Origin of the sequence: Sorangium sp. So ce204 (assembly GCF_051526795.1) — a bacterium.
In the GTDB taxonomy this organism is placed as follows: Bacteria; Myxococcota_A; Polyangia; order Polyangiales; family Polyangiaceae; genus Sorangium; species Sorangium cellulosum_B.
In genome coordinates this window covers 7,878,794-7,898,565 of sequence record NZ_CP150317.1, presented here as the reverse complement: position 1 = coordinate 7,898,565, position 19,772 = coordinate 7,878,794, and the positions used below count along the sequence as shown (strand labels likewise).

The 19,772-nt window shown below is 69.6% G+C and carries 9 protein-coding genes; 4 read left to right on the top strand and 5 right to left on the bottom strand.

The window, feature by feature from the left end:
• The first annotated feature begins 24 nt into the window (after positions 1-24).
• Positions 25-783, top strand: a complete 759-nt coding sequence (locus tag WMF22_RS29285; protein WP_438031914.1) for an SDR family oxidoreductase — start codon at positions 25-27, stop codon at positions 781-783.
• 55 nt (positions 784-838) lie between these two features.
• Here the strand turns inward: WMF22_RS29285 and WMF22_RS29280 are convergent, their stop codons facing one another.
• The 3 genes from WMF22_RS29280 to WMF22_RS29270 form a co-directional block, all read right to left on the bottom strand.
• Complete coding sequence (locus WMF22_RS29280) at positions 839-1,168, bottom strand: hypothetical protein (protein ID WP_438031913.1); 330 nt, start codon at positions 1,166-1,168, stop codon at positions 839-841.
• A gap of 770 nt (positions 1,169-1,938) precedes the next feature.
• The gene (locus WMF22_RS29275; RefSeq protein WP_438031912.1) at positions 1,939-3,063 is read right to left on the bottom strand and encodes a glycosyltransferase; all 1,125 of its coding nucleotides are present in this window, start codon (positions 3,061-3,063) and stop codon (positions 1,939-1,941) included.
• A gap of 632 nt (positions 3,064-3,695) precedes the next feature.
• Positions 3,696-11,885: a CARDB domain-containing protein gene (locus WMF22_RS29270; RefSeq protein WP_438031911.1), complete on the bottom strand. Its 8,190-nt coding sequence runs from the start codon at positions 11,883-11,885 to the stop codon at positions 3,696-3,698.
• A 211-nt stretch (positions 11,886-12,096) separates the two neighbouring features.
• On the opposite strand from WMF22_RS29270, the gene WMF22_RS29265 reads away from it, so the two are divergent.
• Positions 12,097-12,924, top strand: coding sequence for an SDR family oxidoreductase (locus tag WMF22_RS29265; protein ID WP_437293306.1), 828 nt, complete (start codon positions 12,097-12,099; stop codon positions 12,922-12,924).
• Between the two features lie 249 nt (positions 12,925-13,173).
• On the opposite strand, the gene WMF22_RS29260 is transcribed toward WMF22_RS29265, so the two are convergent.
• Positions 13,174-14,103, bottom strand: coding sequence for a hypothetical protein (locus WMF22_RS29260; RefSeq protein WP_438031910.1), 930 nt, complete (start codon positions 14,101-14,103; stop codon positions 13,174-13,176).
• 350 nt (positions 14,104-14,453) lie between these two features.
• Between WMF22_RS29260 and WMF22_RS29255 the strand changes: the two genes are divergently transcribed.
• On the top strand, positions 14,454-17,459 hold the full coding sequence (locus WMF22_RS29255) for a PEP/pyruvate-binding domain-containing protein (RefSeq protein WP_438031909.1): 3,006 nt from the start codon (positions 14,454-14,456) through the stop codon (positions 17,457-17,459).
• 16 nt (positions 17,460-17,475) lie between these two features.
• Here the strand turns inward: WMF22_RS29255 and WMF22_RS29250 are convergent, their stop codons facing one another.
• Complete coding sequence (locus tag WMF22_RS29250) at positions 17,476-18,321, bottom strand: hypothetical protein (RefSeq protein ID WP_438031908.1); 846 nt, start codon at positions 18,319-18,321, stop codon at positions 17,476-17,478.
• Positions 18,322-18,727: 406 nt separating this feature from the next.
• On the opposite strand from WMF22_RS29250, the gene WMF22_RS29245 reads away from it, so the two are divergent.
• Positions 18,728-19,768, top strand: a complete 1,041-nt coding sequence (locus WMF22_RS29245; RefSeq protein WP_438031907.1) for a Gfo/Idh/MocA family protein — start codon at positions 18,728-18,730, stop codon at positions 19,766-19,768.
• The last annotated feature ends 4 nt before the right edge of the window (positions 19,769-19,772 follow it).

The following is a 19,772-nucleotide window of genomic DNA, read 5'->3' as shown; positions in this document are numbered from 1 at the left end:
GCGTGATCGACAAGGGAGAAAGACATGAAGATCGTGGTTATCGGTGGAACCGGCCTGATCGGGACGAAGCTCGTACGCAGGCTCCGCCAGCAGGGCCATGAGGTCGTCGCGGCGTCGCCTTCCACGGGCGTCAACAGCCTCACGGGCGAGGGGCTCGCCGGAGCGCTCGCGGGAGCCGAGGTCGTGGTCGACGTGGCGAACGCGCCGTCGTTCGAGGACAAGGCGGTCCTCGATTTCTTCGAGACCTCGGGCCGCAACCTGCTCGCCGCCGAGGCCGCCGCGGGCGTCAAACACCATGTGGCGCTCTCGGTGGTCGGCACCGATCGAATGCTCGGCAGCGGCTATTTTCGCGCGAAGATGGCGCAGGAGGCGCTGATCGAGGCCTCCGGGATCCCCTACACCCTCCTGCGGGCCACGCAGTTCTTCGAGTTCATGGACGGCATCGCGCGCTCCAGCGCCGACGCCGAGCGGGTCCGCCTCTCGTCGGCGCAGCTGCAGCCGATCGCCGCCGAGGACGTCGCCGACGCCCTGGCCGACGTCACGCTGAAGGCGCCCATGAACGGCATCCTCGAGGTGGCCGGCCCCGAGAGGCGCCCGCTCGCCGAGTTCGTCGGCAAGTACCTGAGCGCGAAGAAGGACCGCCGCGAGGTGATCGTCGACGCGGAGGCGCCCTATTTCGGTCTCCGGATCGACGATCGGTCGCTCACCCCGGGCGACGGCGCGCGCGTCATGCCGACGCGCTTCGACGACTGGCTCGCCCTGTCGCTGGCTGGCGCGCCGTGAGGCATCCGAGGGCACGCTCAAAGCGAGCTATCGATCGTATCCCTGCGGGGCGTGGTCAGCGCCGCTCGAGCGGCTTCACGACGAGCGCCCCGGTCTTGACATAGCGCTCGTAGACGACACGCAGCTCCGCGTCGTTGAGCCCCTGCTCGTCGTCGATGAGGTAGACCCCGCGCTGCGGGTCGCGGTAAACGTTCGCCTGGAACTCCTCCCAGCTCATGGTTTCGTCCCGGTCCGGCGCGGACTCGTCGGACTCGGACGAAGAGGAGGGCTCCGTGCCGCCGCAACCGGCGAGCGCGAGCGCCACCACGGGCACGCAGAGAAGCACGGACAGGGAGCTCGCGACGCGGCTCCTGGACAGACGTCTCGAAGACGATCCTCGATTCATTGAAACACCTCTCACGGTAAGGTCACACGTTGTTCGCAACCAAGAGAATCCTGCCGGCGGCGACTCGACATCCAGCGCCGACAGCATCTGGTATATTTACACAGGAATCGAGGGATATGGAAGTCCCATGCGGGAGTAGCAGGGCATTTTCATCGTCGCCGCATCGCCGCATCGCCGCATCGCCGCATCGCCGCATCGCCGCATCGCCGCATCGCCGCGTCGCCGCCAGCGGGGGGTGCAGTCTCGGTGGTGACTGCGCCTTGCGAGCCAGGAGGATGAAAAGAAGCGCGCACAGCGTCTGCCACAGGTCGTGTAAATCGAATGAATCCGGCGCGCCTGGGCTACCTCGGCCCCATCACGGCGCGCGGCGGAGGGGGTCGACTTCGCGCCGAGGGAGAGCGGCTCCTCGCGGGGCTGACCGGGGAGCCCATCTCACGCGTGTTTCGCGCGTGAGATGGCGAGTTCCGTCTCAGCGATTCTCGGCCTGGGCGGGGACCTCGAGGCGCAGCGCCCACGCCTCGTACGCCGGAACGCCCAGCGCGGCGAGCGAGGGGAGGATCACGCGGTCGATCCGCTCGTAGAAAGCGCGCGCCGCCGGGCGCGAGGGGATCCCTGGTTCTGCGTGTCAGAAATCCCGCCAGCGATCTGTCTCTCACCGGATCCCTGGCCGGACCTCTGGCGGGCGGAACCAGGTTCGGGCCGGCGGGAGGGGGCGCCTCGGGGAGCGGGTCGCCGTCGGCGCGCGAGGCCGCCTCCCGCCGCCGAGAGACTCAATATCTCCCGGTCGCCGCCACCGCCCGCCTCACCTCTTCGATCCTCACATCCCAGCTCTCGTATCGCATCGACGCGCCCCGCTCCGGGCGCGGGCCGGGCAGCTTCAGCTCTTCCTCGATCAGCTCGATGAACGCCTCGGTCGTGTCGCCGATGCGGGCCTCCTTCACCACCTCGACCTCGGGGATCCGCGTCGAGACCACCGGCAGGCCGGCGGCGAGGTACTCGCGGACCTTGAGGGGGTTGGCGTTGAGGGTCATCTCGTTGATAGGGAAGGGGTTGATGGCCACGTCGAAGCCCTTGCAGTAGGCCGGCAGCTCCGAGAAGGGTTTGCGGCCGAGGACGTGGACGTTGGGCAGCGCGGTGAGGCGGGAGATGTCGGTCGTCACCTTGCCGAGCAGCACCATCGACCCGCCGGAGAAGTGCCTGGCGACCGCCTCCATGAGCGGGATGTCGATCCACTCGTCGGCCATCAGGCCGAAATAGCCAATCACCGGCTTGGGGAGGGCGGCGATGTCGGCCGGGATCTTCGTCTTGGGGGCGAGCGCCGCGCGGAAGTGCTCGTACTGCACGCCGTGGCGCACCAGGGCCGTGCGCGGGTTGTACTGCGATTTGGTGCGGAGCAGCTTCTCGGAGGAGACGATGCAGAGGTCGGCCTTCTCGACGAGGGATCGCTCGAGCTCCATCAGCTCGGCCGGGACATCGTGGAAGGCGGTGAACTCGTCGACGCAGTAATAGATCAGGAACGACTCGCCGAGCGCGCCGGCGATGACGGCGGCCGTGGGCGTGAAGACCCAGTTGACCACGTTGCGGAAGCCGAGCCGATCCGTCGCCCGCCGCACCTGGAGCTTGAGCAGCTCCCGGTTGACCTCGTGCATGGCCGGGTTGCCCCAGGCCGGGATGGCGAGCGGGTTGAGCACGAAGAGGTTCGGCTCGACCTCGCGCACTGGCTCGGTGAAGGCCTTGAGCTTGTCGAGGATGCGCCGGAAATCGCGGCCCGAGGCCTTGGGCGCGCGGTATCCGATGGAGCTCACCCAGAGGATGCGGTTGTCCTTCGACAGCCCGCGCATGAGGTGGGTCTTGGAGAGCGGATCTCCCGTCCAGTCGTGGGCGAAACACAGCATGTCGCGTCCGCGCAGGACGCCGCTGGTGTCAGAAATCGAAGAGAACGGGATGCTCACGGTTGCCATTTAAGAGAGATACGATGATCTCGGGCGAGCGTCAAATGACGAGGTTTCTGCGGAGAAACGGTGCGCGGGGCCTCGTGTCTCGGGCATAACGAGCGGCACTCGCCTCGGCGGAGGACGGAGGATGAAAGGATGCGTGCAATGGTGTTCCGATGAAGACGATCGGATTCGCCGGCGGCGGACGGGCAGCGGGGCATCGCCGACGTGGTCGTCGACGTTCGATCTGCTCGGCTTCATGCATCACTGGTGCAGGTCGCGGCGAGGCGACTGGGCGAACCGGCTGCTGAAGAGGTATCCCCTTCCGCAGCCGCGCATCACGCACCCCGCTCCTGCCCGGTCGTAGCAAACCCGTGTCCCGAAGAGCCGGATGCGGGAATTCCGTACGTCTGGATCTGTGGGGGGCCGGGGGGCAGCCGACCCCGGCCTACCCGACTAGGCTCTACGATGAGATCAAGCGCGCAACCGCACAGCGCGGTGAACCCCGGCCGCTTTGCGGGTCAGGTCGGCCACGCGGCCGCGCGCGATCCGCGTCGCGCGCTGCCGGCCTCTCCCGACGTGGAAGCGGGCGATCAGAAGCTGACGACGAGCTCGCCGCCGGCCGTGGCGTTGTTGCCCTCGAGGAGCTCGGGGACCTCGCCGTAGGCGTCCACGATCGCCCCGAGCGTGTAGGTATCCACGGGGACGTAGGTATCTGCGGCGACGACGAGGCTCTCGCACTGGCCTACGGCGAGGCTCGGCACCCAGGCGCCTCCGGGGAGGAAGTCGGCCGTCGTGATCGTCGCGTCGGCCGACAGCCGGACCTCCACCATGGTGCCGTAGCTCGGGTCCGTCCCCTGGTTGCAGACGGTGATCGAGACGTCGAAGAGGCTGCCCTGCGCGACGCTCGGCGGGCCGCTCACCGCCGAGACGACGAGATCGGGGCCGTAACCGATGGCCATCAGCTCGCCGGCGGTGGTGTTGTTGGTCTCGATGAGCTCCTGGACCGGGCCGTCCAGGTCCACGATCGCGCCGAGGTGGTAGGCGCCGTCAGGAGCGTAGGCGCCGGCGGCCACGGTGATGCTCTCGCACTGGCCAGGGCTCAGCCCGGGGACCCAGCCGTTACCGACATGGATATCGGAGGGCGTGATCGTCCCGTCTGACGACAGCAGCACATCGACGCTCGTACCGCCGCTCGGGGTCGTGCCCTGGTTGCACACGGTGACGATGGCGTCGAAGCCGCTGCCGGGCGCGGCGGTCGATGGGCCGCTCACGGACGCGATGAGATCCGGCTGGTAGCCGACGCCGAACACGCCGCTTGCGTTGGTGTTGTTGGTCTCGATGAGCTCCTGCGTCGAGCCGAAAGGGTCCACGACGGCGGCCAGGCGATAGGCGCCGTCAGGCACCGCCGAGTAGGCGGGGATGGGCACGACCGTGCACTGGCCAGGATCCAGGGGTGGCACCGGCGCGCCCCCGGCGATCACACCGGTGCTGGCCGCCTGGTCGCTGGCCGCCAGGCGCAGCTCCACGTCGCTGCCGTAGCTCGGCTGCGTGCCCTGGTTGCAGACGGTGACCTCGGCGTCGAAGCTGCTGCCCGGGAGGGCGCTGGGCGGGACGTCCACCGCGGAGACGATGAGGTCCGGTCCATAGCCGACGCCGAGCACGCTGCCCGCCGCGGCGTTGTTGGTCTCGATGAGCTCGGGAGTCCAGCCGGACGGATCGACGATCGCGCCCAGGTGGTAAGCGCCTTCGGGCATATAGGCGTTCGCCGGGAGGGTCACGGTGGCGCATTGGCCCGGATCCAGGTACGGCACCGGTCCGTTGCCGGCAGGGAAGTCGGCCGTCGTGATGGTCGCGTCCGAGGAGAGGTGGAGCTCCACGTCGGCGCTGCCCGCCTGCGTGCCCTGGTTGCAGACGGTGACCTCGGCGTCGAAGCTATGGCCCGGGGCGACGCTCGGCGGCCCGCTCACGGCGGAGACGATGAAATCCGGCCCGAAGCCGACGCCGATCACGCTGCCCGCCGTGGCGTTGTTGGTCTCGATGAGCTCGGCGATCGATTCGCCTGGGTCCACGATCGCCCCGAGGCGGTGGGCGCCGTCGGGCCCATAGGCGCTCGCGAAGACGAGCACGGAGGTGCACTGTCCAGGGCTCAGGCCGGGCACATAGCCGATCCCCGCGCTGAGGTCCGAGGGCGCGAAGACGTCGTCGCTCGACACGAACAGCTCGACATCGACGCCGTAGCTCGGGGACGTGCCCTGGTTGCAGACGGTGACGGAGGCATCGAACCCGCTGCCCGGCGGGGCGCTGGGCGGACCGCTGACCGCCGAGACGACGAGATCCGGCCCGAAGCCGACGCCGATGAGGTCACCCGGGGCGGCGTTGTTGGACTCGACCAGCTCTTCCTGCCAGTCAACCACATCGACGATCGCGCCGAGGCGATAGGTGCCGTCGGGAACATAGGAAGTTGCGGCGACTGGGACCGCGGCGCACTGCCCGGGTGCCAGGAAGGGGACCATGCCGCCGCCAGCGGAGGTGTCGCCTGCCGTGATCGTGGCGTCGGTGGACAGGTAGAGCCCCAGTTCTGCGCCGTAGCTCGGCTGCGTGCCCTGGTTGCAGACGGTGACGGAAGCGTTGAAGCCGCTGCCCGGCATGGCGCTGGGCGGGCCGCTGACCGCGGAGACGATGAGGTCGGGCAAGTTGCCGATGCCGATCATGGCGCTCGCGTCGGCGTTGTTCGTCTCGATGAGCTCGGGGATCCAGTTGTCGCGGTCGACGATCGCGCCAAGGTGGTATGCACCGTCGGGCACGTACGCGCTCGCCGGGAAGGTCACGGTGGCGCACTGGCCCGGATCCAGGTACGGCACCGGACCGCTGCCAGCAGGGGAGTCGGCCATCGTGAGGGTCGCGTCGGCGGAGAGGAGCAGCTCCACCTGGGTGCCATAGCTCGGCTGCGTACCCTGGTTGCAGACCGTGACCGACGCGTCGAAGCTTCCGCCAGGGATCACGCTCGGCGGCCCGCTCACCGAGGACACGATGAGGTCGGGCTGGTAGCCGACGCCGATCACGCTGCCCGCCGCGGCGTTGTTGGTCTCGATGAGCTCGGCGAGCGCGCCGCTCGGGTCCACGATCGCGCCGAGGTGGTGAACGCCGTCGGGCACATAGGCGCTCGCGAGGATCGTCGCGGAGAAACACTGCCCTGGGTTCAGGTAGGGCACATAGCCGCCGCCGATCGGGAAATCGGCGGGCGTGATCGCGCCGTCGGGTGAGAGCAAGAGGTTGAGATCGGTGCCGGAGCTCGGCTCCGTGCCCTGGTTGCACACGGTGACCGAGGCGTCGAAGAGGCTGCCCTGCGTGACGCTCGGCGGGCCGCTCACCGCCGAGACGACGAGATCGGGGCCGTGGCCGATGGCCATCAGCTCGCCGGCGGTGGTGTTGTTGGTCTCGATGAGCTCCTGGACCGGGCCGTTCAGGTCCACGATCGCGCCGAGGTGGTATGCGCCGTCAGGAGCGTAGGCGCCGGCGGCCACGGTGATGCTCTCGCACTGACCAGGGCTCAGCCCGGAAACGACCTCGTTGCCGACATGGATATCGGAGGGCGTGATGATCCGGTCGGACGAGATCAGCACATCGACGCTCGTACCGCCGCTCGGGGTCGTGCCCCGGTTGCACACGGTGACGACGGCGTCGAAGGCGCTGCCCGGCGCGGCGATCGATGGGCCGCTCACGACGGACGCGATGAGATCCGGCTGGTTGCCGATGCCGAACACGCTGCTTGAGGCGGTGTTGTTGGTCTCGATGAGCTCCTGCGTCCACGCGTAGGGGTCCACGATGGCACCGAGGTGATAGGTGCCGTCGGGGGCTGCCGCATACGTGGGGATGGTCACGACCGTGCACTGGCCAGGATCCAGGTACGGAACCGGCGCGCTGCCGGCGAAGAAGCCGGTATGTGCCGCCTGGTCGTCGGCCGCCATGCGCAGCTCCACGTCGCTGCCGTAGCTCGGCAGCGTGCCCTGGTTGCAGACGGTGACCTCGGCGTCGAAGCTGCTGCCTGGCAGGGCGCTGGGCGGGCCCTCCACCGCGGCGACGATGAGGTCCGGGCCATAGCCGACGCCGAGCACGCTGCCCACCGCGGCGTTGTTGGTCTCGATGAGCTCGGGAGTCCAGCCGTACGGATCGACGATCGCGCCGAGGTGATAGGCGCCCCAGGGCACGTATGACGCGCTCGCCGGGAAGGTCACGGTGGCGCACTGGCCTGGCGCCAGGTACGGCGCCGGCCCGCTGCCGGCCAGGAAATCGGCCGTCGTGATGGTGGCGTCCAAGGAGAGGCGCAGCTCCACGTCGCCGCCGTAGCCCGCCTGCGTGCCCTGGTTGCAGACGGTGACCTCGGCGTCGAAGCTATCACCCGGTGCGAGGCTCGGGGGCCCGCTCACGGCGGAGACGATGAAATCCGGCCCGAAGCCGACGCCGAGCACGCTGCCCGCCACAGCGTTGTTGCTCTCGATGAGCTCGTCGAGCGATTCGCCCGGGTCCACGATCGCCCCGAGGTGGTAGGCGCCGTCGGGCCCATAGGCGCTCGCGGGGACGAGCACGGAGGTGCACTGTCCAGGGCTCAGGCCGGGCACATAGCCACTCCCCGCGAGGAGGTCCAGGGGCGTGATGACGTCGTCGCTCGACAGGAACAGCTCGACGTCGACGCCGTGGCTCGGGGTCGTACCCTGGTTGCAGACGGTGACGGAAGCGTCGAATCCGCTGCCCGGCGGGGCGCTGGGCGGGCCGCTGATTGCGGAGACGACGAGGTCGGGCTGGAAGCCCACGCCGATGACGTCGCCCGAGGCGGCGTTGTTGGACTCGATCAGCTCTTCTTGCCAGTCGTTCACATCGACGACCGCTCCGAGGTGATACGCGCCATCGGGCACATAGGCGCTCGCGAAGACGAGCACCGAGGCGCACTGCCCGGGTGCCAGGAAGGGGACCATGCCGGCGCCAGCGGGTGTGTCGTCTTCCGTGATCGCGGCGTCGGCGGACAGGTAGAGATCCACGTCGGTGCCGTAGCTCGGCTGGGTGCCCTGGTTGCAGACGGTGACGGAAGCGTCGAATCCGCTGCCCGGGATGGCGCTGGGCGGGCCGCTGACCGCGGAGACGATGAGGTCGGGCAAGTTGCCGAAGCCGATCATGGCGCTCGCGCCGGCGTTGTTCGTCTCGATGAGCTCGGGAACCCAGTCGTCCCGGTCGACGATCGCGCCAAGGTGGTAGGCGCCGTCGGGCACGTACGCGCTCGCCGGGAAGGTCACGGTTGTGCACTGGCCCGGATCCAGGTACGGCACCGGACCGTTGCCAGCCGGGGAGTCGGCCATCGTGAGCGTCGCGTCGGCGGAGAGCAGCAGCTCCACCTGGGTGCCGTAGCTCGTCTGTGTGCCCTGGTTGCAGACCGTGACCGACGCGTCGAAGCTTCCGCCAGGGATCATGCTCGGTGGCCCGCTCACGGCGGAGACGACGAGATCCGGCGCGTGGCCGACGCCGAGCACGCTGCCCGCCGCCGCGTTGTTGGTCTCGATGAGCTCGGCGAGCGCGCCGCTCGGGTCCACGATCGCGCCGAGGTGGTGAACGCCGTCAGGCACATTGGCGCTCGCGGGCACGACGACGGAGGCGCATTGCCCGGGATTCAGCCCGGGGAGATAGCCGTTCCCGGCGTGCATGTCCGAGGGCGTGATCGCCCCGTCGCTCGACAGCAGCAGCTCGACGTCGACGCCGTAGCTCTGGGTCGTGCCCTGATTGCAGACGGTGACGGCGGCGTTGAAGCTGCTGCCGGGCGTCACGCTCGACGGCCCGCTCACGGCTGAGACAACGAGGTCGGGCCAGCTGCCGACGCCGATCAGATCGCCCGGCGCCGCGTTGTTGGTCTCGATCAGCTCGGGCTGCCCGCCGTACGGATCGACGATCCCGCCGAGGTGATAGGCGCCGTCGGCCACGTAGACGCTGGCGGGGATCGTTACGGCCGCGCACTGGCCGGGATCCAGGTAAGGCGTCGGCGCGCCGCCCGCGAACGCGTCGGTCTCCGTGATCGTGGCGTCGGCGGACAGGCGCAGCTCCACCATGCTGGAGCCCGGGGTCGTGCCCTGGTTGCAGACGGTGATCTCTACGTCGAAGCCGCTGCCCGGCAGGACGCTGGGCGGACCGCTCACGGAAGCGACGGTGAAGTCAGGCCCGTAGCCGATGCCGATCAGAGCGCCTGAGCCCGCGTTGTTGGTCTCGATGAGCTCGAGGACCCCGTCCTGCGGGTCGACGATCGCGCCGAGGTGGTAGGCCCCCTCGGGCACATAAGCGCTCGCCGGGAAGGTCACCGTGGCGCACTGGCCGGGATCCAGGTACGGCACAGGACCGCCGCCGGCGAGGGAGTCGGCGGTCGTGAGCGTCGCATCCGCGGAGAGGCGCAGCTCCACGTGGGTGCCGTAGCTCGCCTGCGTGCCCTGGTTGCAGACGGTGACCGACGCGTCGAAGCCGCCGCCGGGGAACACGCTCGGCGGCCCGCTCACGGCGGAGACGATGAGGTCGGGGCCATGGCCAACGCCGATCAGACTGCCCGCCGCCGCGTTGTTGGCCTCGATGAGCTCGAGGAGCGAGCCGCCCGGGTCGACGATGGCGCCGAGGTGATAGGCGCCGTCGAGCACGTAGGCGTTCGCGGGCACGGTGACGGAGGCGCACTGCCCGGGGCTCAGATCGGGCACATCGCCGCCCCCGGCGGGCGCGTCGAACGGCGTGATCGCCTGATCGTACGAGAGCACCACGGCGATGTCGCTGCCGTAGCTCTGCGTCGTGCCCTGGTTGCAGACGGTGACGGAAGCGTTGAATCCGCTGCCGGGCACGAGGGTCGGCGGCCCGCTCACGGCGGAGACGATGAGATCCGGCCGATCGCCCACGCCGATCCGCCCGCCCGACGCGGCGTTGTTGGCCTCGTTCAGCTCTTCTTGCCAGTCGTACAGATCGACGATCGCGCCGAGGTGATAGACGCCGTCTGGCACGTGAGCGTTCGCTGGGATGGTCACGGCGGCGCATTGCCCCGGATCCAGGTCCGGCGCCTGGGCGCCGCCTGCGGGCGGGTCGGTCCACGTGATGTTGTCGTCGGGTGACAGGCGCAGCTCCAGGGCGGCGCTGTAGCTCGGGATCGTGCCCTGGTTGCAGACGGTGACGGTGGCATCGAAGCCGCTGCCCGGAAGGGCGCTCGGCGGCCCGCTCACCGAGGAGACGATGAGATCCGGCCGGTCGCCGATGCCGACCACGTCGCCAGCTGCGGCGTTGTTGCTCTCGATGAGCTCGGGAACGCTGCCGTACCGATCGACGATCGCGCCCAGGTGGTAGGCGCCGTCGGGCGCGTAAGCGCCCACGTGGAGCGTTCGCGTGGTGCACTGCCCCGGATCGAGGTACGGCACCGCATCGCCGCCGATGGGCACGTCGGCCGCTGTGATGATCGCGTCCGAGGAGAGGTACAGCTCCACGTTGCTGCCGTAGCTCGCCTGCGTGCCCTGGTTGCAGACGGTGACCGAGGCGTCGAGGGAGCCGCCGGACATCGCGCTCGGCGGCCCGCTCACCGAGGACACGACGAGGTCCGGCTGGTAGCCGACGCCGATCGCGCCGCCCGCCGCCGCGTTGTTCGTCTCGATGAGCTCGACGGTCCAAGCCGGGACGTTCACGATCGCGCCGAGCGTGTACGCGCCGTCGGGCACGTACGTGTTCGCGGGGATCGTCGCCGAGAAGCACTGTCCGGGGCTCAGGCTCGGCACATCGCCGGCTCCGATCGGGAAATCGACGGGCGTGATCTCGCCATCGGGCGAGAGCAGGAGATCGACATCGGTGAGGTAGCTCGACTGCGTACCCTGGTTGCAGACGGTGACCGAAGCGTCGAACCAGGCGCCGGGCACCTGGCTTGGCGGCCCGCTCACCGCCGAGACGACGAGGTCCGGCTGATAGCCGACGCCGATCAGCCCGCCCGCCCGCGCGTTGTTGGACGTGATGAGCTCCGCGTACCAGCCGTTCTCGTGCGCGATCGCGCCGAGGTGATAGGCGCCTTCGGGGACAGTGGCGCTGGCGGGCACGGTCACCGACTCGCACTGGCCAGGTTCCAGCCATGGAACCGGGATGCCGCCGCCGAGGAGGTGATCCGACGGCTCGATCGCGGCGTCCGGCGAGAGGAGCACATCCACGAGCGCGCTCTGGGTCGACGTCGTGCCCTGGTTGCACACCGTGGCCTGGATCTCGAAGCCGCCGCCGGGGAGCGCGCTCGGGGGGCCGCTCACGGCCGAGACGATGAGATCCGGGGCGTAGCCGATGCCGATCTCGCCTGCGACGGCCGCGTTGTTGGTCTCCGACAGCTCGATCACCTGCTCGAACGAGTCCACCACGACGCCGAGCGTGTACGCGCCATCGGGGACGGCCGCGGCGGTCTGGACGCGGAGCTCGACGCATTGCCCCGCGTCGAGGTACCCCAGAGGCGCATAGCCGGTGATGGGATCCGACGGTGTGATGATGTCGTCGTCCGAGAGGCTCACCTCGACCTGGGTGCTGTAGCTGGCCGAGTTGCCCTGGTTGCACACCGTGACCGACGTCGTGAAATAGCCGCCCGGCAGGACGCTGGGCGGCGCGCTCGCGCTCGAGATCACGAGGTCGGGTTCGTCGCCTGTGAGCGCCCCGGTCGCGGCCCCGACCGGCTCGGGATCGTCAGGGGGTCCGCTGCTCCCGCACCCCACGGTCATCGCCAGCATGCCGAGCACGAAGCACGCCCGTCGCACCAGAGATACTCTCAGGCTGAGCATAGAGAATCAGGAGAAGCCGGGGGCGCGTCCACGTCAAGGGGGTCGCAGATTCTTGCCGGAGTTTCGCGGGATAGGGACGTTGCGCCGTCACGAGGTGGGGGGCGCCGCCGCTTCCCTGGCGTCTTCGGTGGCGAGGCGCGCGCGCGCTGGCCTTGCGCTCACCGCTGGAACCTGAGAGAGGAGCTCCATGAACGGGAAGGTCTGCATCGTCACGGGCGGCAACACGGGCATTGGCAAGGAGACGGCCCGCGGCCTCGCTCAGCGCGGCGCGAAGGTGGTCCTGGCGTGCCGCGACACGGGCAGAGGGGAGGCGGCGCGCGACGACATCGCGCGCTCCACGGGCCGCAAGGACGTGGAGGTGATCGCGCTGGATCTCGGGAGCAAGGCGAGCATCCGCGCCTTCGGCGAGCGGTTCCGCGCGGCGCACGAGCGCCTGGACGTCCTTGTGAACAACGCCGGGGTGTGGCGGAACTCGCGCGGCACGACCGACGACGGGATCGAGGCGACGTTCGGGGTGAACCACGTGGGGACGTGGCTGCTCACGCAGGACCTCCTCCCGCTCTTGAAGAAGAGCGCGCCGTCGCGGGTCGTGGTCCTGTCCTCGAAGCTGCACTACCGCGGCCGGATGGACTGGGAGGACCTGCAGTTCGAGCGGCGGAAGTACGGCACGACCGCGGCATACGCCCAGTCGAAGCTCGCGAACGTGCTCTTCACCAAGGCGCTGGCCCGGCGGCTCGAGGGCACCGGCGTCACGGTCAACGCCGTCCATCCGGGCGTGGTCAGGACTGACCTGATGCGCGATTATCCAAAGCTCCTTACGAAGCTCTTCAACCTGTTCCTTCTCACGGCCGAGCAAGGGGCCGAGTGTTCGCTGCACGTGGCCACGGCGCCGGAGCTGGCCGGGGTGACGGGCGAGTACTTCGAGAAGAGCCGCATCAAGCCGGCGGCCGAGGCGGCGCTCGACGAGGCCGCGCAGGAGCGGCTCTGGAAGCTGACCGAGGCGCTGGCGGCGTAGCGCCGCGCGGCGGCCCGCGCTATCGCGTCTTTGCGCCTTTGCGTTGAACTCTCTCTCCGGAACCATGGCCAGGACTCCTGGTGGGCTAGAACGCCGATCACGTTGAACCCCGGAGAATTTTCACAGGGAGGCGGGGAGGCGGGGAGGAAGAAAAAATGAATTTCTCCCTCTTGCCGTCTCTCGCTCCCCGCCTCCCCGCCTCCCTGTGAAATTCTTGCTTTTTCTCGTGGTCTCAACCCGTTTGTCGCTCTAGGGGCAGCTCGGCCGCCAAGCGTCGTCGGCGAAGTACCTGGCGATGAGGTCGTGGAGCGGGCGATCGTAGTCGCGCAGCTCGGCCCGGGTGTCGATGTCGTTATGGATCCCGTTCGTGGGGATCGCCTCGGTGTTGGCGTCGAACCAGGACTGGACCCCCTCGGCCCAGTATTCGTCCTTGTTCGTCGCCGCGTAGGTGTTCTCCCATTTCCCCGCCTGGAGCGCGGCGTCGAAGACGTCCTCGAGCTCCCTGTTGAACGTCGGCTCGACGAAGGCGATGCCCATGATCGCGATGGCGTGCGAGAACTCGTGCACAAGGATGTCCTCCCCGAGGTACGGATCGCTCGGATAACACAGGACGTTCTCCTCGGCGCAGGAGCTCGCCGGCCGGGCGGGGGTCGCGCCGAGGCCGCGGGCCCGCGTGTCCCAGTCCGTCCCGGGGAAGGCCTCGTACAGGTCGCTGTGCTCGGGGATGTCGGTTGTCACCTCCGTCTCCGCCATCACGGCGACGCGCGTGTGGTTCTCGATCATCGCCTGACGCACGTCGTCGCGGTGGCCGAGCATGCGGACGACCACCGAGCAGGTGCGCAGCAGCGCCGCGTCAGGCACCTTCTCGGAGCTGATGACGGCAATCCCCGCGGCGTCGACGTACTTCTCGTAGAAGGGGTCGAACCCCAGCTCGGGCGGCACATCCGAGACGCTCCCGCACTCGCCCTCGGGCTCTCCTCCTCCCCCGCCGCCGGCCCCGGCGCCCGTCGCGGCGCTGGAGGTCGCGCCCTCGGCCGCGCTCGAGCTGGCCTCGGCGGCGCCGCCGGAGCCGCCGGAGCCGCCGCCGCCGGCTGGACCCGCGCCACCGCCGCCTCCGCCGCCCTCGCCGGCCGGCGACTCGGAACAGGCGGCCAGGGCGCAGGTGAGGAGAGCGATCAAAGCAAATCGTCGATGCACGCTTTCACGCATGCGCGCGAGGCTACAAGAGCTGACGCCAGCATCCAAGTCGCGCGCCGGCCGAATGGGCAGTTGATGGTGTCAGCCGGCGCGGCCCCTGGCGGTGACGGCGCGGGAGCTGGCACAGCCCGGCGCACGGCGAGCCACGCCATGCGGCCGAAGGACTGGGTTCCACGAGCTTTCTGCGCCGCGCCAGGCGCCGGCGCGTGCGGCACGCCGCGTGCTGTCGGAGCGGGCATGACGGTGCAGGAACGACGGGAGCACGCATGATGGAGCGCTCACCCAGCGATCACGTTCACCCTTTGTCCCAGCCGCGCGTGGGCGCGGCCCTCTTGTCGCTCGCCCTTGGCGTCGGCTGCTCGGGCGAGACCCGGCTCCCGACGGAGGAGAACCCACCGGAGACGAGGGTGTGCGACTTCGAGCTTCCCGTGGCCGCCGCGCCCGCGCCGAGCGGCGATCTTCGCATCAACGAGGTGATGACCGGCAACGACGGCGCCTGGGTCGACGAGGTCGGCGAGACGGACGATTTCATCGAGCTGATGAACATCGGCCAGCGCGCGCTCGACCTCGGGGAGTACGCGCTGAGCGACAAGTCCGGCAAGGCGACACGGCTGCCGAAGCTGACGCTCGGGCCGGGGCGAACGGCGCTGTTCTGGGCCGACGACACGCCGGAGCAGGGCCCGCTGCACCTGCCGTTCAAGCTCTCGAACTCGGGCGCGCGCGTGGCGCTGTGGTCGTCGTCGTGCCAGCTCGCCGACCTGGTGAATGTGCCGGAGCTGCCGCGGTCCGAGAGCTACGCGCGCTTGCCCGACGGCACGGGCGAGCCGTCGATCTGCCGCTATGCCACGCCCGAGCGAGAGAACGGCGAGACCTGCGGTCCGCCGGATCCGCCGAACCTCGACGACAGCATCCGCTTCGCGCCCTTCCCGTGGCCCGAGCCGTTCCCGGCCATCGCCGGTCCGCTGGTCATCTCCGAGCTCTCGCTGCGGCCCGCGGGGTTCGTCGAGGTGCTGAACGCGAGCGGCGCGCCCGTCGCGCTCGACGGCTTCGCGCTGCGCCTCGCCGCGCTCTCCCCTGGGCAGGCGCCGCCCGGCGCCGATGCGGGCGTGCTGCTCGCGTGGCCCGAGCCGTCCGTCACGCTCGCGCCCGGGGAGCGGGTGAGCGTCCCGGTGGGCGCGAGCGACACGGCCGAGCTCGAGGCCTCGCCCGATTTCGAGGGCGTGGCGACGCTGTGGCGCGAGGACAGCCCGGAGCCGAGCGATCGCATCGACTTCATGGCCTGGCCCGAAGGCGCGCCGCTGGCCCGCGTGCCCGACGCCACCGGGGCGCCGCGCTTCTGCGCAGCGGCGAGCCCCGGCGCCCCGAACGAGGGCTGCGCCGAGCTCCCGGGGCGTGAGCTCGCGAGCGGGCGCGCGCACCGGCTGGAGACGGCCGCGGACTTCGCCGAGCTGGCCGAGGGCGGCACCGCGGTCGGTGAGCTCGGCGTCAAGTTCGTCGTCGACATGGCCGCGAACGACACGGTGCACCTCCTGAGCACGCGAACGTGGGCGCTCCACTATACGTTTGTCCGCGAGCAGATCCGGAAGGAGCCCCACCTCGATCGCTGCGATCCCGCGCAAGCCGCGGAGTTCAACGTCGGCTGGGGGGTGTTCAGCCAGACCGAGTATTTCCGGGCCGAGGGCCGTCGCTACCTCCTCGGCACGCTGGTCGAGCACACCAACGGAGCCAAGACCGTCGAGTTCTCGCCCGGCGACCAGATCGTCGGCGAGCAGATGCGGCGCGCGTTCTTCGCGGCGATGAAGGCGGTGCCCGACCCGGAGGCGTGGGCGATACGGCCCACCGAAGGGCGCCAGATCCTCGAGCTGCGGGCGATCGAGGGGACCGCGCCCATCGTGGGGCCGAACGCGCCGTACAAGGGGCTCACGTACCAGTCGCTCAACCCGGCCGAGGGCTTTGGCACGCTGACGTTCGTCCCGGCGCGCGATCTCGAGACGGCCGAGCTCGGGCCCAACGTGATCGTGGTGACCGACGACGTGCCGAACGAGACCGCGTTCATGGGCGGCCTCATCACCGAGGCGTTCCAGACGCCGCTCGCGCACGTGAACGTGCTGGCGCGCGGCCGGGGCACGCCGAACATGGCCCTGCGCGGCGCGCGCGACGACGCGCGCCTCAAGGCCCTGTTCGGCAAGCTGGTGCGGCTCGAGGTGCGCGCGTCGGACTTCGACATCCGCGAGGCCACCGCGCAGGAGGCGGACGCTTACTGGGAGAAGCGCAAACCGACCGGCGCGCGGCTCTCGCCGGCGCTCGACCGCTCCGTGCGCGGGGTCGTGCCGCTCGACGCCGCGGGCTACGCCATGGGCGACAGCATCGGCTCCAAGGCGGCAGGCATGGCCGAGCTGTACCGGGTGAGCGGCGTGGGGCAGTATTGCCCGCTCGACCTGCTGCCGCTGTACGTGCCGCCCGCCGCGTTCGCGATCCCGTTCTCGCACTACATGGATCATTTCGAGGCGAGCGGCGCGGCGGAGCTCCTGGCCGAGCTCGAGCAGGATCCCGAGTTCCGCGCCGATCCGCACGCGCACGCCGAGGGCCTGGCCGAGGTGCGGGCGCGGATGCTGGCGCACCCGGTGGACCCCGCGATCTTGAGCGAGGTCACGGGAGCGATCGATCAGCGCTTCGGCGGCGACCGCGTGCGCCTGCGCAGCAGCAGCAACACGGAGGATCTCGCGACCTTCAACGGCGCGGGCCTGCACACGTCGACGAGCGGCGACCTGGACGCCGAGTCGAGCTCCATCGAGGACGCGCTGCGCACCGTCTGGGCGAGCCTGTGGAACACGCGCGCTTACGACGAGCGCGAGTTCGGCCACGTCGAGCAGGCGCGCGCCGCCATGGCCGTGCTCGTGCACCAGGCATGGCAATCGGAGCGCGCGCAGGGCGTGGCGATCAGCCGCAACGCGCTCGACGCCACCCGCGACAGCCAGTACTACATCAACGCGCAGATCGGGGAGGCCTCGGTCACCAACCCCGCGCCCGGCGTGACGAGCGACGAGATCGTGTACACGCCGCCGCCTCGCACGATCAAGGCGGAGTACCTCACGCGCTCGAGCCTGTCGCGCGGGCGCGACGTGCTGTCGTTCCCGGAGGTCCAGCGGCTCGGGTGCGTGCTCGAGTCTGTCCACGCTCATTACCGGCCGCTGGTGGACCCGAAGGGGGAGAACCGGCTCTACGCGATGCAGATCGAATGGAAGCTGATCGGCCCGGAGCGCCGTCTGCTGGTGAAGCAGGCGCGGCCCTACAGCTTCGGCACGCTGGAGGCGCCTGGCGACTGCCGCGAATACTAGGCTCGACGCCTCCCTCTCATTCGAGGAACACCGTGATCGGCTGCAAGCTCATGGTGGCCGGGCGGTTCGCCGGATCCGTGAAGCATGAAGGGTGGTAGATGCCGTTCTTGGGGGCAATGGGGTCGCAATAGCTGCTGCACGGGCCAAGGAGCTGGATCGCCCCGCACGGCTGGATGGAGCCAGTCGTCTCGTCGATGTGCCCGGCGGCGCAGTCGCGAAGCGCCGCCCGTGAGCTCGCCTCGTTCTCTGGAACATGGCAGGCATAGAGCGCCGGCGAGCTCCCGTAGATGTTGCCCCAGAACGCGCCCTCCTCCCGCGTGAACGTGGACACCTCCGGCGTGTTCTGTTTGTTGATCGCCTTCGTGGGTCCACGCGAGGAGAGCGTGACGGGGACCCCGTAGTAGTTGGTGCGCGCCGCGAGGCACGCCGAGACCCAGCGCTGTCCGTCACCATCCAGCGGGATCCACGCCCAGCTCCTCGCGAGCCCGAGCATGCCTGTGTAGATCTCGTCGTGATAGACGCCAGAGGCGTCGATCCAGCCGAAGCGGAATGATTGCGAGCTTTCGAGGGCGCATTCGACGGCGTACCTCAGGTGCTCGCGTGAGAGGGCGCCGTTCGGCCCGGGGTCGAGGATCGCGGTCAGCGCCTGCGAGCCAAGGGCGATGAGGCTCAAGGCGCCGACAGCCAGCGCGTTGGGGTTGAGCGCGTTGGGATTGAGCGCGTTGGGGTTGAGCGCGTTGGGGTTGAGCGCATTGCCGGCCTCCAGCGCGCTCCGCGCTTCGCCCAGGGGCTCTTCCAGCCACTCTCCGTCCTCGCCGCATCCGGTTCCGGCCAGAACGATGAGCGGTATCAGACCTACCATGGTATTTCGAGCCATATCAGTCCCCCACTGAAAGGCTGCAATTCTGGTAATAGTGGCAGAGTCTGCCGAGGGTGTCGAGCGCGCGGGTCGAAGTCGTGACGTGACGTCCGATGGTCAGACGTCTGGAGCGTGAGGGGGACTTCGATGGCGTGCTCTGTCTCGCCTGTTTCGCCTGTCTCGCCTGTCTCGCCTGTTCCGCCCCTGAACGATCCCGGGTACGTCATTGGCGGCGAGGAGATCGCGGGGCGCTCGTCGCCTCGTCGCCTCGTCGCCTCGGCGTCTCGTCGCCTCGTCGCCTCGTCGCCTCGTCGCCTCGTCGCCTCGTCGCCTCGTCGGTTCCGCCGGTGCTTGCCGAGCGTTTACAGGCGCGCCGTCGACCGTTAGTTTCGCGAGCAGCGAGGTGCCCATGTCCACATCTGCCGAACGTCCGACGTCCGAAGAATCCCTCACCCCCGTGCGCTGGGGCGTCCTCGGGGCGAGCAACTTCGCGCTGGCGGTCAGCCTGCCCGGCATGAAGCGGGGGCCCCTGACCCAGCTCGCCGCGCTGGCGTCGCGCGACATCGGCAAGGCGCGCGACGCCGCGCGGTCGCTCGGGATCCCGAAGGCGTACGGCAGCTACGATGAGCTGCTCGAGGATCCGGAGATCGAGGCCGTCTACAACCCGCTGCCCAACCACCTGCACGTGACGTGGACGGCGCGCGCCGCCCGCGCCGGCAAGCACGTCCTGTGCGAGAAGCCGATCGCCCTCAGCGCGAAGGACGCCGAGGCGCTCGTCGACGTCCAGCGCGAGACGGGCAAGCTGATCGCCGAAGCGTTCATGGTCCGCAACCACCCGCAGTGGCAGCAGGCCAGGGACTGGGTGCGAGGCGGCCAGATCGGCGATCTGGTCAGCGTCCAGGCGGCGTTCTCGTATTTCAACCGCGACGCCACCAACATCCGCAACAAGATGGAAGTCGGGGGCGGCGCGCTCTACGACATCGGCTGCTACGCGGTGAACACGTCGCGCTTCCTGTTCGGACGCGAGCCCGTGCGGGCGATCGCGCTCGTCGAGCGCGATCCCGAGTTCGGCACCGATCGCGTGACCTCGGGCCTCGTCGACTACGGCGGCGCGCACCTGACGTTCACGTGCAGCACGCAGGCGGTGGCCTACCAGCGCGTGAACGCGCTCGGCACCAGGGGCCGCCTCGAGATCGAGATCCCGTTCAACGCCCCCGCCGACCAGCCGTGCAAGGTCTTCCTCGATGACGGCTCGACGCTGAACTGCAGCTCGGCCAGGGTCACCTCGTTCCCCGCCGTCGACCAGTACCACCTGCAGAGCGAGGCGTTCTCGCGCGCCATCCGCACGGGCAGCCCGGTCGAGAATTCGATCGAGGTCGCGGTGGGCAACATGCGGGTCATCGACGCGCTCTTCCGTTCCGTCGAGAGCGGGCGCTGGGAGAGGGTCTAGCGGC

Coding starts and splice junctions, on each gene's coding strand:
- WMF22_RS29285 (WP_438031914.1), top strand. CDS start 25: ATGAAGATCGTGGTTATCGGTGGAACCGGCCTGATCGGGACGAAGCTC.
- WMF22_RS29280 (WP_438031913.1), bottom strand. CDS start 1,168: ATGAATCGAGGATCGTCTTCGAGACGTCTGTCCAGGAGCCGCGTCGCG.
- WMF22_RS29275 (WP_438031912.1), bottom strand. CDS start 3,063: ATGCTGTGTTTCGCCCACGACTGGACGGGAGATCCGCTCTCCAAGACC.
- WMF22_RS29265 (WP_437293306.1), top strand. CDS start 12,097: ATGAACGGGAAGGTCTGCATCGTCACGGGCGGCAACACGGGCATTGGC.
- WMF22_RS29250 (WP_438031908.1), bottom strand. CDS start 18,321: ATGGTAGGTCTGATACCGCTCATCGTTCTGGCCGGAACCGGATGCGGC.
- WMF22_RS29245 (WP_438031907.1), top strand. CDS start 18,728: ATGTCCACATCTGCCGAACGTCCGACGTCCGAAGAATCCCTCACCCCC.